11 protein-coding genes and 1 pseudogene are annotated in these 15,298 nt (G+C 54.7%); 4 read left to right on the forward strand and 8 right to left on the reverse strand.

Annotated features, from left to right (window positions below):
* Window positions 1-9: 9 nt before the first annotated feature.
* Complete coding sequence (locus DXD49_RS09140) at window positions 10-1,023, reverse strand: asparaginase (protein ID WP_117743800.1); 1,014 nt, start codon at window positions 1,021-1,023, stop codon at window positions 10-12.
* Between the two features lie 267 nt (window positions 1,024-1,290).
* Here DXD49_RS09140 and guaA point away from each other — a divergent pair, with 267 nt between their 5' ends.
* The 3 genes and pseudogenes from guaA (at window position 1,291) to tet(W) (ending at window position 6,577) form a co-directional block, all read left to right on the forward strand.
* Window positions 1,291-2,889, forward strand: coding sequence for a glutamine-hydrolyzing GMP synthase (gene guaA, locus DXD49_RS09145; protein ID WP_117583320.1), 1,599 nt, complete (start codon window positions 1,291-1,293; stop codon window positions 2,887-2,889).
* Window positions 2,890-3,095: 206 nt separating this feature from the next.
* The gene (locus DXD49_RS09150; RefSeq protein ID WP_233541788.1) at window positions 3,096-4,283 is read left to right on the forward strand and encodes a plasmid recombination protein; all 1,188 of its coding nucleotides are present in this window, start codon (window positions 3,096-3,098) and stop codon (window positions 4,281-4,283) included.
* Window positions 4,284-4,656: 373 nt separating this feature from the next.
* Window positions 4,657-6,577 (forward strand): annotated as a pseudogene (gene tet(W) / locus DXD49_RS09155) (tetracycline resistance ribosomal protection protein Tet(W)).
* A gap of 410 nt (window positions 6,578-6,987) precedes the next feature.
* On the opposite strand, the gene abc-f reads toward tet(W), so the two are convergent.
* Both abc-f and DXD49_RS09165 read right to left on the reverse strand, forming a co-directional pair.
* Complete coding sequence (gene abc-f, locus DXD49_RS09160) at window positions 6,988-8,457, reverse strand: ribosomal protection-like ABC-F family protein (RefSeq protein ID WP_005987409.1); 1,470 nt, start codon at window positions 8,455-8,457, stop codon at window positions 6,988-6,990.
* Between the two features lie 261 nt (window positions 8,458-8,718).
* Window positions 8,719-10,005, reverse strand: a complete 1,287-nt coding sequence (locus DXD49_RS09165; RefSeq protein WP_117794793.1) for an MFS transporter — start codon at window positions 10,003-10,005, stop codon at window positions 8,719-8,721.
* An 837-nt stretch (window positions 10,006-10,842) separates the two neighbouring features.
* Between DXD49_RS09165 and DXD49_RS09170 the strand changes: the two genes are divergently transcribed.
* The gene (locus tag DXD49_RS09170) at window positions 10,843-11,010 is read left to right on the forward strand and encodes a hypothetical protein (protein ID WP_157966984.1); all 168 of its coding nucleotides are present in this window, start codon (window positions 10,843-10,845) and stop codon (window positions 11,008-11,010) included.
* A 782-nt stretch (window positions 11,011-11,792) separates the two neighbouring features.
* Here the strand turns inward: DXD49_RS09170 and DXD49_RS09175 are convergent.
* The 5 genes from DXD49_RS09175 to DXD49_RS09195 all read right to left on the reverse strand — a co-directional run bounded on the left by DXD49_RS09175 (window position 11,793) and on the right by DXD49_RS09195 (window position 14,995).
* Window positions 11,793-12,467 (reverse strand): DUF3800 domain-containing protein, encoded by a 675-nt coding sequence (locus tag DXD49_RS09175; protein WP_117794794.1) that lies wholly within the window; start codon window positions 12,465-12,467, stop codon window positions 11,793-11,795.
* 360 nt (window positions 12,468-12,827) lie between these two features.
* The gene (locus tag DXD49_RS09180) at window positions 12,828-13,046 is read right to left on the reverse strand and encodes a helix-turn-helix domain-containing protein (protein ID WP_117734617.1); all 219 of its coding nucleotides are present in this window, start codon (window positions 13,044-13,046) and stop codon (window positions 12,828-12,830) included.
* A 95-nt stretch (window positions 13,047-13,141) separates the two neighbouring features.
* Window positions 13,142-13,636 (reverse strand): hypothetical protein, encoded by a 495-nt coding sequence (locus DXD49_RS09185; RefSeq protein WP_117794795.1) that lies wholly within the window; start codon window positions 13,634-13,636, stop codon window positions 13,142-13,144.
* 292 nt (window positions 13,637-13,928) lie between these two features.
* Window positions 13,929-14,618 carry an MBL fold metallo-hydrolase gene (locus DXD49_RS09190; protein ID WP_117794796.1) on the reverse strand — a complete coding sequence of 230 codons (690 nt, stop codon included), beginning with the start codon at window positions 14,616-14,618 and terminating at the stop codon, window positions 13,929-13,931.
* Window positions 14,609-14,995 (reverse strand): cytidine deaminase, encoded by a 387-nt coding sequence (locus tag DXD49_RS09195; RefSeq protein ID WP_233541789.1) that lies wholly within the window; start codon window positions 14,993-14,995, stop codon window positions 14,609-14,611. The genes DXD49_RS09190 and DXD49_RS09195 overlap by 10 nt, the downstream gene beginning before the upstream one ends.
* Window positions 14,996-15,298: the final 303 nt, after the last annotated feature.

Consider the following 15,298-nt stretch of genomic DNA (forward strand, 5'->3'; position numbering starts at 1 on the left):
ACAACTGAATTACGCCATCGGGATGCGATCGTGGTTGACTTGGCTGTAAAACAGGCGCTGGATCTCGGCGGCATCGCGTGACTGACCGAGTGCCCACATGGTCTTGGCCACGAGCGTCTCGGTGGTCATGTCGTCGCCGCGCAGAATGCCCGGATGATCGGCGTAAGCACGGCCGACCTCGTAAACACCCAGGTCAAGGCCCTCTTCGGGGACTTGCGTGGTCATAACGACGGTGCGGCCCGAATCGACCCAGCGGAAAATTGCCTCTTGGAACGACTCGCCGGACTCGCCGAACTCGGGGATGCCGCCAATGCCAAAGGTCTCCAGAATCACGGCGTCGTAGCTATCGGCCAGAGCGTCCAGAACGCCAGGGTTCACGCCGGGCGTGAGCTTGAGTACAAACACGCGTGGGTCGATGTGGTCGTAGAAGCGCACCGGGTTTTCGCCTCGATGCGTGCCGTGAAGCCCGCTGCGCACGATACGGTCGTTGCGGATATAGGCGATGGGCGGATAGTTGACGCTAATGAACGCGTTAAAGCTCATGGTGCGCTGCTTACGGGCGCGTGTGCCGGCAATGGCGACGCCGCCAAACACGATCGAGACGTCATGCGAATGCTCGTCGAGCGCATAGAGCAGGCTCTGGTACAGATTCAGCTTGGCATCGGTAAAGGGATTGCCCATGGGCTTTTGCGAGCCGGTGAGCACGATGGGCTTAGGGCTGTCCTGGATCAAGTAGGAGAGCGCCGCGGCCGTGTAGCTCATAGTGTCGGTGCCGTGCAGAATCACGAAACCGTCGTGGTCGGCATAACCCTCGACGATGACGTCGCGGATGCGCATCCAGTCGCTGGGGCGCATGTTGGTGCTGTCGATGTTCATGGGCTGCACGACATCGAGCTCGCAAAGACCTGAGATCTCGGGAACGCTCTGAGCGAGCTCCTCACCGGTCAGGGCGGGGGAGAGGCCGTTGCCGTCCTCGGTCGATGCGATGGTGCCGCCCGTGGCGATGAGAAGGATGCGCTTCATGCTGGTATTCCTATCGTATTTGCCGCCGCAGAGGCGGAGTCGTTCGGCAGTATTGTGGCACAGGGCGTCCAATGTTCAAACGTATTACATCATCTGTAACGTTTGGTAACACTTCAATTGCCGTCAAATAGGGGCCCAGGTCGTGCGTTTGCCGTGCGCTGATGGCTGCGAGGGACGAGAAACCCCATATAACGTGTACACTATGAAAGTTATTTCGTTTATTCGCGCGGGCGGGCATCGGCTCCCCGCCAACAAGAGGGGGAAACCATGGATCAAAAAGCTTCCGCAAAGGTCCTCGTACTCGACTTTGGTGCGCAGTACGGTCAGCTCATTGCCCGTCGCGTCCGCGACCTCAACGTGTATTCCGAGATTGTCCCCTGCGACATCTCGGCCGACGAGATTCGCGAGATGAACGCCTCTGCGCTCATCCTTTCCGGCGGCCCGGCTTCTGTGTATGCCGAGGACGCTCCGTCCATCGATCCTGCCATCTTTGACCTGGGCCTTCCCGTTCTGGGCTTTTGCTACGGCCATCAGATAACGGCTGTGACGCTCGGAGGCAAGGTCGGTCACTCCGAGGTGGGCGAGTACGGGCGCGCTACCATTACGCGCACGGCTGGCGCCAAGCTCTTTAACTCCACGCCTATGGAGCAGACCGTGTGGATGAGCCATCGCGACGCCGTTTCCGAGGTGCCCGAGGGCTTTACCGTTACCGCCAGCACCGACGTGTGCCCGGTTGCCGCCATGGAGTGCGTCGAGCGCAAGATTTTCACCACGCAGTTCCACCCCGAGGTCAAGCACTCCGAGTACGGTCAGCAGCTGCTGAGCAACTTCTTGTTTGAGATCTGCGGCCTGGAGCCCAACTGGAGCATGGACAACCTGGTCGAGACCATGACGGCCGAGTTCCGCGAGAAGGTCGGCGACGACCGCGTGATTCTGGCCCTGTCCGGTGGCGTCGACTCCTCCGTCGTGGCTGCGCTGGGCGCTCGCGCCGTGGGCAAGCAGATGACCTGCGTGTTCATCAACCACGGTCTGCTGCGCAAGGGCGAGCCCGAGCAGGTGGAGGAGGTCTTCACCAAACAGTTCGACGTCGACTTTATCCACGTCCACGCCGAGGACCGTTATGCCGAGCTTCTGGCCGGCGTGACCGAGCCCGAGGAGAAGCGCCGCATCATCGGCACGCAGTTCTGGAAAGAGTTCTTCGCGGTTGCTCAGCAGCTCGAGTGCGATGGCAAGCCGGTCAAGTATCTGGCTCAGGGCACCATCTACCCCGACATCATCGAGTCCGGCGCTCGTAAGACGGGCGGCAAGACGGCCACCATCAAGAGCCATCACAACCTGATCCCGTTCCCCGAGGGCGTGCACTTTGACCTTATCGAGCCGCTCGATCACTTCTTTAAGGACGAGGTCCGTGCGCTTGGTCTGGCGCTCGGTCTGCCGGGCCACATTGTGTTCCGTCAGCCTTTCCCGGGCCCGGGTCTGGCCATCCGCATCATCGGTGCGGTCGACAAGGAGAAGCTCGAGATTCTCAAGAATGCCGACGCCATCGTGCGCGAGGAGCTCGATGCTTACAACCAGCGTCTGTTTGAGCAGACCGGTGAGCGCAACTCCGAGCACAGCTGCTGGCAGTATTTCGCGGTCCTGCCCGACATCAAGTCCGTCGGCGTTATGGGTGACGAGCGCACTTATCAGCGCCCAATCATCCTGCGCGCCGTCGAGTCCAGCGATGCCATGACCGCCGACTGGGCCAAGCTGCCCTACGACGTCCTGGCCCGCATCTCCGGCCGCATCGTGGCCGAGGTTCCCGGCGCCAACCGCGTGTGCTACGACATCACGTCCAAGCCGCCCGCGACCATTGAGTGGGAGTGACCGTTAAAACGGCTCAAACCCGCATGAATACAGGGTTTTTGACCTGTCACTTTGCCTTGTGATACTGGATTGATACTATTCGTTTCAACCCGGCCACACAAGAGAATGATTGCAAAGGGCAAGCAAGCCGCCCTGCTGAACGACAAATTCAGCAGGGCGGCTTCGCTTGTCCTATTTTTCTTTTTTCCAGGGAAAGGAGTGTTGATTTGAAAAGAACGATCAGCGCAATGGTGGGGCAAGGTTCGGTAAGCCACAACAGCAGGAAGTTCAACGCCAAGAACACCGACCCGGAACGCTCCCATTTGAATATAACCTACTGCCAGGAAAATATCAAGGCAGTTTTTCGTGAGATGTTTGACGAGGCCCTCAAGCGGTACAACGACAAGCAGACCAGGGCAGACCGCAGGATTGAGAACTACTATGAGAAGATACGTTCCAGCAAGCAGGAGAAGCCGTTCCATGAAATCATTCTGCAAGTGGGCAATAAGGACGACATGTGCGCCGACAGCGAGGACGGCCAGCTTGCGGCGACGGTGCTGGACGAGTATATGAGGGGCTTTCAAGAGCGCAACCCCCAGCTTCGGGTGTTCTCGGCTCATCTCCACATGGACGAGGCCACGCCCCATCTGCACATCGACTTTGTACCGTTCACCACCGGCAGCAAGCGGGGCCTGGATACCAGGGTATCACTCAAACAGGCGCTAGCGGCCCAGGGTTTCAAGGGAGGCACCAGAGGGGACACAGAGTGGAGCCAGTGGGTACGCTCTGAAAAGGAGCAGCTTGCCGCCGTGATGGAGCGTCACGGGATAGAGTGGGAGGACAAGGGCACCCACGACCAGCACTTGTCTGTGCTGGACTACAAAAAGGAGCAGAGGGCCAAGGAGATTGCCCAACTGGATAAGGTAAAGGCCAAGAAGCAAAAAGAGGTGGCGGGACAGGAACAGCGGTTGAAGGAATTGGCCCCGGCAGTAAAGAACATGGAGCGGTTGGCGGCGGAGTTTTCGGCAGACCCGGAGGAAGTCTTACCAGAGCCGGGGCCGCTGGAATCGGCCAGGGCCTACCGGGAGAAAAAGGCCAAGCCTTTATGGGCAAAGATCGTCAAGGTGCTGCGCTCGGTCTACCGGGCCTATCTCGACCTCAAATCCAAATTTGAGCGGCTACAAGCGGACTATGGCCGGGAGGTCAGCAAAAACAGTTCTTTGTCAGAAAGGATTTACGAGGTCTGCGCCGAGAGAGACAGTCTAAAGGGAAAGGTCAGGGACTACGAGCGGGTCAGGCGAGCCATTGGCCCGGAACAGGCGGACAGGATATTAGAGGCCGCTTACCAGCAGGAGCAGGCTGAAAAGGAACGGAAACGGGCCGCAAGGCAAAAAACAAGGGTAGGTGTGCGATAATCACCAAAAATGGAGGGTGTTCCAGTGAATGCCCTCCAGTTTTATTTGGGGAATCGGGTAAAATAATTTCTTGTTTTTTAGAGCGTACTATGATATACTGCTATTATCCTGATTTGAGGAGTCTATCAAATATGCGGCAAGGTATTCTTAAATAAAATTTGATAATGGGCGCAAAAATGATTGCCCCTTGCAGGGGCTTGGTTTTTGTACCCAATTTTAAGAATACTTTTGCCTTTTTAGTAAATATCGTGACGGACCGCGGCTTATGTAAGTCGTGTATGTTTCTGTGTGTCCGAAGTCATGATCCCCAGCGGTAAAAGTATTAGCCGCTGGGGATTTTTGCGCCCATTCGGGCCTTGTATGGAGGATAGACATGAACATTATCAATATCGGGATTCTTGCCCATGTAGACGCTGGAAAGACGACCTTGACGGAGAGTCTGCTATATGCCAGTGGAGCCATTTCAGAACCAGGGAGCGTCGAAAAAGGGACAACGAGGACGGACACCATGCTGTTGGAGCGGCAGCGTGGGATTACCATTCAAGCGGCAGTCACTTCCTTCCAGTGGCACAGATGTAAAGTTAACATTGTGGATACGCCCGGCCACATGGATTTTTTGGCGGAGGTGTACCGCTCTTTGGCTGTTTTAGATGGGGCCATCTTGGTGATCTCCGCGAAAGATGGCGTGCAGGCCCAGACCCGTATTCTGTTCCATGCCCTGCGGAAAATGAACATTCCCACCGTTATCTTTATCAACAAGATCGACCAGGCTGGCGTTGATTTGCAGAGCGTGGTTCAGTCTGTTCGGGATAAGCTCTCCGCCGATATTATCATCAAGCAGACGGTGTCGCTGTCCCCGGAAATAGTCCTGGAGGAAAATACCGACATAGAAGCATGGGATGCGGTCATCGAAAATAACGATGCATTATTGGAAAAGTATATCGCAGGAGAACCAATCAGCCAGGAAAAACTTGCGCGGGAGGAACAGCGGCGGGTTCAAGAAGCCTCCCTGTTTCCGGTCTATCATGGCAGCGCCAAAAAGGGCCTTGGCATTCAACCGTTGATGGATGCGGTGACAGGACTGTTCCAACCGATTGGGGAACAGGGGAGCGCCACCCTATGCGGCAGCGTTTTCAAGGTTGAGTACACCGATTGCGGCCAGCGGCGTGTCTATCTGCGGCTATACAGCGGAACGCTGCGCCTGCGGGATACGGTGGCCCTGGCCGGGAGAGAAAAGCTGAAAATCACAGAGATGCGTATTCCATCCAAAGGGGAAATTGTTCGGACAGACACCGCTTATCCGGGCGAAATTGTTATCCTTCCCAGCGACAGCGTGAGGTTAAACGATGTATTAGGGGATCAAACCCGGCTCCCTCGTAAAAGGTGGCGCGAGGCCCCCCCTCCCCATGCTGCGGACGACGATTGCGCCGAAAACGGCAGCGCAAAGAGAACGGCTGCTGGACGCTCTTACGCAACTTGCGGATACTGACCCGCTTTTGCGCTGCGAAGTAGATTCCATCACCCATGAGATCATTCTTTCTTTTTTGGGCCGGGTGCAGTTGGAGGTCGTTTCCGCTTTGCTGTCGGAAAAATACAAGATTGAAACAGTGGTAAAGGAACCCACCCTCATTTATATGGAGCGGCCGCTCAAAGCAGCCAGCCACACCATCCATATCGAGGTGCCGCCCAACCCGTTTTGGGCATCTATCGGACTGTCTGTTACACCACTCCCGCTTGGCTCCGGCGTACAATACGAGAGCCGGGTTTCGCTGGGATACTTGAACCAGAGTTTTCAAAACGCTGTCAGGGATGGTATCCGTTACGGGCTGGAGCAGGGCTTGTTCGGCTGGAACGTAACGGACTGTAAGATTTGCTTTGAATACGGGCTTTATTACAGTCCAGTCAGCACGCCGGCGGACTTCCGCTCATTGGCCCCGATTGTATTGGAACAGGCATTGAAGGAATCGGGGACGCAGCTGCTGGAACCTTATCTCTCCTTCACCCTCTATGCGCCCCAGGAATACCTTTCCAGGGCTTATCATGATGCACCGAAATACTGTGCCACCATCGAAACGGCCCAGGTAAAAAAGGATGAAGTTGTCTTTACTGGCGAAATTCCCGCCCGCTATATACAGGCATACCGTACTGATCTGGCCTTTTACACCAACGGGCGGAGCGTATGTCTTACAGAACTGAAAGGGTATCAGGCCGCTGTCGGCGAGCCGGTCATCCAGCCCCGCCGTCCAAACAGCCGCCTGGACAAGGTGCGCCATATGTTCAGTAAGATTACTTGATACACCACAGCAAAGAAGGTTACAGAATTATGTAGAGCTCCACATAATTCTGTTGCATTTTCCAGCCTCTTGTGATACTATTTTGATACTAAGAAAATTGACAGCCGAAAATAGCAGGTAAAATATTAGCAAATTTGCGAATATTTTACCTGTAAATTCAAGAGAAATACTTCCTCATATACTTGAATTTGTCGAGTGGGAGTAGGACGACAGGGTTCTGACCTGCGATTTTGAGTGCCGCACTATGCCGCTGAGTTTCGTTTCGTACGAGAGTCATGACAAAGCCACCAGCGACGGAGATGAGTAAAAGCGATTAAAGAGCCTCCGTTCCCTGCGTTGGGACGGAGGCTCTTTCTTTGCCGTTTTACTCCCTTGTCTCCGTTCGGGGATTATTTCTTGCTCATTTAGGGCTATTCGCGCTGAAAGATTTTGACTAGCTTGGTGTCCTTTATTTCGTAGACAATGTCTGCGACGTTCTCGACCAGCCTCTTATCGTGGGAGACGAACACTATCGTTCCGGCATAGGCGCTCATCATCTGCTCGAGGGCTTCGGCGCTCTTGATGTCCAGGTAATTTCCAGGCTCGTCCATGAGCAAGATGTTGTATCTGCCCAGCAGCATCTTCGCGAGTAGCAGCTTGATGACTTCGCCTCCCGAGAGAACGCCAACGTCCTTTGTCAGGTCGCGCGGTCCGATTCCCATAGAGGCGAGGATGCCTCGAATTTCGGTCATGCTGTACTCGCAACCATCCTGCATGAACGAGATCGCAGACTGACGGGCGTCGAACTTGTAGCCTGTTTGCTCGAAGTAACCGATCTCTGCCTTGGGAGAGATGTTGATACCGTCGGCGCGTCGAGCGATTGCCTTCAGCAGGCTGGTCTTTCCTGTACCGTTGCCACCGGTGATGGCCACTTTGGCACCGAGCGGTATCTCGAATTTCGCGTGGTCATAGAGCATGCAGTTGCCGAAGCTCAAGCTGAAATCGTCTGCCGAGATGGGAAATTTACTATGCAGTTCCAGGGCCTTGCTCTGGCGGAACCGCACGGCGCGAATGCTATCTGGGGCCTCAATCCCTTCGAGCGCTTCGAGGCGCTTCTCCATGTCCTTAGCCGCCTGGTACATCCTCTTCTGTTTGGTGCCGGTTGCTTTCTGATGCCCCAATCGACCTGCATACTCGTTGCTTTTTTTCGCAGCCTTCCGCTTGGCGTCGACCTGCCGTGCTTTTTTCCGTTGTTTTTCGATGGCGGCTTCGAGGCGATCGCGCTCGCGCATCGCCTCTTCGTATCGAGTCGCCTGAGCTTTGCGCTCTTCTTCTTTCTGTCGCAGATAGTCGGAGTAGTCACCCCAGAATTCGGAAATACCGCCGTCTTTGAGCTCCCAGATCTTGTCTACCACCTGGTCGAGAAAATGACGGTCATGGCTCACGATGAGCAGAGCCCCATCAAATGCCTTGAGTTGTCCGACGAGAAGGCGGATGCCGTCTTGGTCGAGGTGGCTCGTAGGCTCGTCGGCGAAGATCGCGCTTGCATGCTGGGAGAGTGCAGAGGCAATCTTGGCGCGTGTTTCCTCCCCGCCGCTCATCGTCTCCTGCGCCACTCCGGCGACGTTGAGACGGGAGAGCATCTCACCACTGTCCTGAGCCGCATCAAGGTCGAGTTCATCGAGTTGGCCGATGAGGGCAATGCTGCCGAAGCGCCTGACGTCGGCGTCCGCAATGGTAAGATTGCCGCTCAGAATTTTAAGCAGGCTGGTTTTGCCTGCGCCATTGTCTCCCACCAAGCCGATGCGATCGTAGGAGTAGATTTCCAACTCTTCGATATCCAGGATATCGCGGCCGGCATATTCCAAAAAGATGTCTTTAGCTTTGACTATGAGTTCCATAGGTTGAACCGCCTTTTGTGTATTAGCCTTTTACTGGAAGCGCAGCTATGCCAAAAAAGATTGCTCACGTCGATTTTTCGCCTTTGCCCAATTGCCGGCGCGAGCGTTTTGACCTTGCGCAAGCCGGCAAATCCGAAAATGATAGTTGGCGACGAATAAGGAGCGCGATGTGGGATGTCGGCGCAATACCTCGTCGTCGCAAGGGCTTGAAGGCTGACGCGTGAACCGATGGCTGCCGCCTCTTTTTTTCGAATACTTGGGCTATTGAATCCGCCCGGTATCTCTTTTCCCCACGTTTCGGACGCTCGGAGCAAGCAGCATAGCCATCGCAAGCAGTACCATGGTCGCTCCAGAGCCGACGAACCATAACGGAGCTCCAAGCAGATCCGCAAAAACGGAGGGGGCCGCGAGGCCCATGGGCATGGCCCACGCCATGATGGTTCCGTAGAGGCCGAAAACGCGGCCTAGGTACTCAGGAGGTATCTGCTCCTGCATAAGGGCAGTCTGGGTTCCCGTGTACAACGGGGAGCATGCGCCCATAAGAAAGCTCGCCGGTAGGAAAACGGCGAACAGCGACGGGCCGAGCAATCCGGATGCGATTGCGACGACGCCGAAGCCGGCGATCGCGGCGACCATGGTGAGCGACTTATTGCGGAACCCTCCCGTGGCCGCCAAAATGCCGGACCCAGCCAGCATGCCTGCGGAGAAAAGGACCTCCACCAAAGCAGCATCCCCCGTGCTACCGCCAAAATGTCCCAAGGTCATTATTGGGAACAATGCCGCGAGTGGGGAGAACGCGAAAGCGAAGACGAACCCGCACCAAAGAAGGGCGAACAGCCCCCTGTATCCCCTGATCAGCTTGTAGCCGTCCGAAATCTCAGAGAAAAGTTCTCGAACTTTATTGGAAAAGGACGAGCTGCGGTCGGCTTCGTCGAGTCCTCCTGCGTCTATCTGAGCGGCGAGGACAGCTAGAGAAGCGAAAAGCGCCCCCAGCACGTCGAGGGCAATCATGGCGGTAATGCCCGCCACAGGATAAATCACTGCCGCGAGCGCGGCGCCAAGAATGTATCCGGCGGACTGAATCGCCTGCATCACTCCCGATAGGCGAACGAGATGCTCTGGCGGGGCGAGATGGGGCGTGAGGGATTGGGAGGCCGGCGTGTAGAACGAAGTGCCAGCTGCGCGGAGAAACAGGGCGATGAGTATTGACCACGCAGGTAAGCTGCCGGCCAACGAGGCAATCGCCAAGGCGGCGCCCACCGCGGCAACGAAGAGGTCGGCGCCGATGAGGACACGTTTCAAAGGCAGTCTGTCGACAACGGCGCCCGCAAGGACTCCGAACAAAGCAATCGGCAGAAAGCCTGCTAACGATGCCAGGGAGAGGAGGGAAGATGATTCTGTCGTGAGGGCGATATGCCAAATAAGACCCATTTGGAGAATCGAACTCGTCAATGTCGAAACGAGCTCGCCGCCCCATACGAAACAAAGCTTGAATTGCCATGAATGGCACAGCAGAGCAGACCTGCCCCGAGAGGTTTCAAATATCATGGTTATGTCCAATCGTGAAATGGCGTGCAGAAAAACAGCGCGACGCCACAACAGCGCCGCTTTCTAGGCGCTCATCCACGTGCGGAAAAGACCAACCACGACACCCCTCCTTTGTTAATTCGGTCTGGCAAACCATGTAATATTAACGAGGCTTGAGTTTGCCTGTCAAGAATCGACCATCGGTAAGCGCAGTCCTCTCTGGCCATTCGATTCCTTTTGTATCTATGGTTGCATAGGTGACCCGCCAGGGCTATTACGCGTGGAAGAGGCGCCTGCCGAGCTGGCCGATGAGGCGCTGAAGATGGCCCTGGTCAGGCGAAACGATCCCAAGGGATGCGTACATCATTCGGATAGTAAGAATGTTGCCAGCAGGTTTTGCGGCAACCGCAAAGGAGCCGTATCCTGCAGCTGGAATCACGTTGCAGCATCCTGACCCGCATTCCGATTGGCGGACGGCCCGCTTCGGCATCCTGACCAGCACAGCGATCGAGCCTTGTCATTCCTTGGATATGCCGGTTGCTCGGGGCGGTCCCGACGGAGGCCCTCGCCTCCCCGGTCCGTGACCCAAGAAGGGCAAGCATGCTGATCTGCATGGCTGGTTCCTCCTTTATGTAGACGACCATGCAAAGAAGGGACAACCGAGGAGGCAGGTTACTGATGCGGGCTCCCGCACGCCCATGACTACCCGACGGGCTGTTTTTCATCTCCGATGCCCGCATTGCAGCATGAACGAATGTGCCTCGACATCTCTGCTGGCATGGTACGACTGGGATCGCACCTCGACGCATCCTTGCGCATACTGCCTTCCAAGTTTCGAAACCGGGAAGGAAAGTGTATGTGAGCGACGATATCGGCGCCGATTCGACGCTCGAGAGGGAGATTGCGCCGATTCTATCCATCGGGGATGCATTCCCGAAGATTCTCATCACTCGCACGAGGCATGAGCCCCATACCCGGGAGGGCGTGCTCGTGCTGAATTTCGCGAGGTGGCTGCTTGGCGGGTAGGGTTCTGAACGTCGCATTGGGATATCGCGCGACAGGGCACGCAGGGCTGTTTGTGCCCGCACGGGAAACGCCGTCGCCATGCGGGCGGCCTGTCGTGTCCGATTAGCCTTTTGCTAAACAGGCTTACGCCAACTCATGGGCAAGCCACCTGAGACTATTCACTTTGCTTATCGTTGACAAAGACCTGTGGCCTGCGGTTTTGTGAACGGCTCGTAAGCCACCCGCGTCGACTCACTTACTGTTGAAGCTGGTGGTTTGCAGGCTCAAAGGCGGTTGAGTTTCAAAACGGGCGTTTTTCGGCGATATCGAGCCTCCAAAGGCGGCTCTCCGTGCCCCTTGGGACAAAAATAAAAACTCAATACTCTGAGTTTGAAAATGGTTTTTGAAGTTGTCCCAGCTTTTGTCCCCGAAGCCGATGAAACGCGACGTCGCGTCATTCAGCGGCACTCACTTCGAGATGCCGCCGAAAACTGGGTGCAACTGGAGTGACGAGACGGCAAAACTATAACCACCGAGTGGGAATAAGCGATATTCGTTGATTTCAAGCCTCCGAACTGCGACAACAGGTCGGAGGCTTCTTATTTTGCAACCTCTGTGCAACCTTTGCGGTTTCGCGCCCCGTGAACAGGGAGCGTAGCACTGTTCACGTCTGAGCCGATGTCGGCATCGATCATTGCCCGCGCTGCTTCTGCTTGCGCTTCAGCTTCCGCTGCTCGAAGCACGTCGCCCGGAGTTCCCCGCCAGAGGAGAGCTGACCGTTCCTTGCGAAACCGCGAGACCAGCTATATCCGCTTGCTGCGGGCTTGCTTGAGCCAGTTCCTCTTGAAAGGGCCTATACCTCCGAAGAACTTGTTGTACGTCTCACCGTTCTCCTTGGCTTCGTACTTGACCAAGGCAAGTTCGATAGCGCAGAGGTAATCCGCCACTTGCTCGAGGCGGTAGTCGGTCATCGAGGTCTTGCGGCGTCGGACGACCCCTTTTGAGAGGATTTTGCCCACCGAGCGGTCGAGCGCCTGCTTGACAATGTCCTGACCGTTGTCGTAATAGACCTTCACATCGTCGAAGGACTGGAAGAAGCCCAGGTGTTCAATCATGGCGGAGGAGATGTCGCGCCCCATGCGCTCCATTAGCCTTGCCGGGTCTTCGAACTGGCTGCGGCGGTAGACGAACGTGATATAGGAAATGGGAAGTTTGCGGACGAACGAGGAGAAGTAGGCGAGCATCACCTTGCGCTGCTCGATGTTAAGAAACTCATAATCCTTGTGCCCGTTCATGGGGGGCTCGGAGTGGAACGGGATATTGGGGAGGTCGGCCCTGGCGAGTTTTGACTCATAGCCCGTGACCGCTTCGGCGATACTGTCTGCCTGATCGTGAAAGACGAGTGTGAGCAGGTAGTAGCGAGCTTTGCCGCCGCGGTCGCCGCTCTCGTCGACAAAGATGCTGAGCTCCTTGGCCAATGGGGACTCCTAATGGAATGGATAAAAAAATAGCCGGGGGACTCCCCCGGCACTTGGAGGTAGCTCAATGAGCCACCAACAACCTTATAGCATGCGCTGACAGTGAATACAAGAGGGGAGCGGGACGAAGCTGCTGTTGATAGTGCCCCTGAAATAGATTTGCAGCTTCTTCAAGATTACGGAACACGAGAATTGATCGTCGGAGCTGGCTTGCGATAACAACCCGAAGCTTGCCTTTGTCTGTCCGAACCTGATTCAGAGGCGCAGTGACACCATCCACGAAGGCGTGCCTGAGCTCCTTTCGTCTCGAGGCTCCCTCACGTGCCCGGCCGCGGGCGGCTCCCGGGGCGGTCGCCGCCGTCATTTCCGGCCGCTCCTCGACTCGATGTAGGCGTCCACGGACGCCCTCGAAACCAGGAGCTTCCTGCCGAGCCTGTACGAGTCGATCTCCCCCGACCAGATGAGGTCGTACGCCTTGTTTCGGCTTGCCCTCATGTACTCCTGCATCTCGATTACCGTCATCCATTCGTCGCGGTCTTGGTTGCCCTCGGGCGCGACGCATTCGGCTGTGCGTGCCATGGTTCCTCCAATCTTCCCGCACGGCACCGCGCGAGCACCCCGCACGGCACCGTGTCCCTTTTCGTCTGCACGACGATTGAACCGGCTGATGGCGATTAGTGAGCACGGCGCGAGTGGAGATGGGTCGAGGTGGGTCGAGCTGGTCGGGCCTCCACGAAACGGCCATGAGCCGCGTGCCTTAGCCGCGAACCGGCTATAGCTCGGAACTCTCTTAGCACGGACTCCCTGATTGCCTTCTGCGAAATTTGATCCTCTGGCTGGTCGACGATATAAATGCCGTCTCCCATGCTGTTGTCGGCCATGAGGGCGAAATACATCTGCGCGTTATATCCCTGCGAGAGCTCATCGTAGGCGTCATCGCCCTCGCGAATGATTGATTTAGCGGGTTTTAGCTTTGCGTCGAGCGCATTTTCAAACTTAGAGGTGAGCACCGACAGGGGAGCTTCCTCGTCATCTGGGTAATTGTTGATGGCATCGATGACGGTCTCGTAGCTAGAAGTGAGGGTATCGATGGACTTGCTCTTTCCGATCAGGCCGTCGATAAGTGAAGCGAGTAATTTCGGCGTGATTTCACTGACCCCAAGCTGCAAACAAATTGCAGCTCCCCAACAGGATTCGTCCTTGGATCAATTGGCGTGGACTCAAAATCAAAAGCGAAGTCTCGTAGACGCTGCTCGCACATAACGGCCCTTGCTATTGAATTGCCGATACGGTCTATTGAACGCCGGTACTCACCTTGGGCCTTTTGTGCGTCACCGACAATTTGGCTTTGGGCGGTTTCGCGCTTAGTAACAGCCTCTTCGACTTTGTTGGCGATGCGGGCATCAAGGTTGATTCTATTAACAACCGCTTGATGACGTTTTATGATACGCGCGAGCGCATCTAGAGTATGCTTTCCAAATAGCAGAGCAAATCTTCTTTCACAAGCGGTTCACAGTGACTAAGAATACAATACTTGCAATCTGTTGATTGAATCATACACATCAAAGATTTTAACTTGTCCTTGTCCATATATCCATCATTAAAGAAATCCTCACTGGTAGAATCCCCTAAAAAAAGAACTTTTTCTTCCGGTACATAAACACAAACAGTATCTTCTGAATGCGGCGAAACCGTATGAAAAATCTGAGCAGTGATGCCACCTAAGTCCAAGGTTAACTTATCGGAAAAAGATACATCAGACAGCACAATGGTCAGTTTATCCTGTCCGTAATATTCTTTCCTAAAATGAACATCTTCTTTTTTCAGGATTTCGATATAGCTGGGGTCCACTGCCTGTTTCTGCTGGTCTTTGAGAAACCCGTTTGTCCTGTCGTGGGCAATACTGATTCCATTGATGGCGTGCATCCCAAAGGTGTGGTCATAATGCCAGTGTGTGATAACCGTAAAATCCGGCTTGTTAAAATGTTCCACTTCAATTGCCCTGTAAAAATCCTGAACATGAGAAGCCGAATATCCGGCGTCGACTGCCAGAGAGAATTTATCTCCTTTGAGATAGGCTAATATTGGTCTGTCCACTTCGGGATCATGTTCTAAAAAATAGATTCGGTTGGTTAATTGATTCAATCCCATTTTTTGTCCCACCTTTCGGGCAATAAGTCTTTTAATGTAACTTCTCTGCCGTTATCAATGGCAACAATCGCATTTTCGTTTTCTATGTCTAACTGTGAAATCAATTCTCTGCATCTCCCACAAGGCGGCAGGATGCTGCCATCTTCATAGACAGCTACAATTTTTTTGATCTTCGTTTCCCCGTTCTTCAACATCTCAGCAATAGCTGCCTGTTCTGCACACATACCAATAGAACAGGGCACATCAATACATATGCCTGTATAAACAGCACCGCTTACCGTTTCCAAAGCACAAGCCACATGGCCCGCCTTCCCATTTTTCTTTAATTTAATGGGATTGATTGTATCTGTGGCAATATCATATAAATCTCTCATCATTACCTCTTTATTTGTGGTTTATTATGTTGTAAGTTGTTTCAATATTTAAGTATTTATATATCTATTCCTCCGCTTGTTCCATCATCTTTTTTTGCCAGTACTTGAAACTGCTTGGTGGTTTCCTCGTTGAATCTGGCCGATTGGAGTCGTCTCATTGCCTGTAGCTCTTCGAGCCCAATCGCGAAATAGCTGCCTCCAATGCGGCTTTATAGCCCTCTGATACTGCTTCGTAATTTCGGAAAAAGGCGGAATCGCTTTCGCAATTCCGCCCCGCAAACCCGAGGGTTTCCAACTGGAGCCTAT

The sequence above is a fragment of the Collinsella sp. TM05-38 genome (assembly GCF_003466445.1).
Taxonomy (GTDB): domain Bacteria; phylum Actinomycetota; class Coriobacteriia; order Coriobacteriales; family Coriobacteriaceae; genus Collinsella.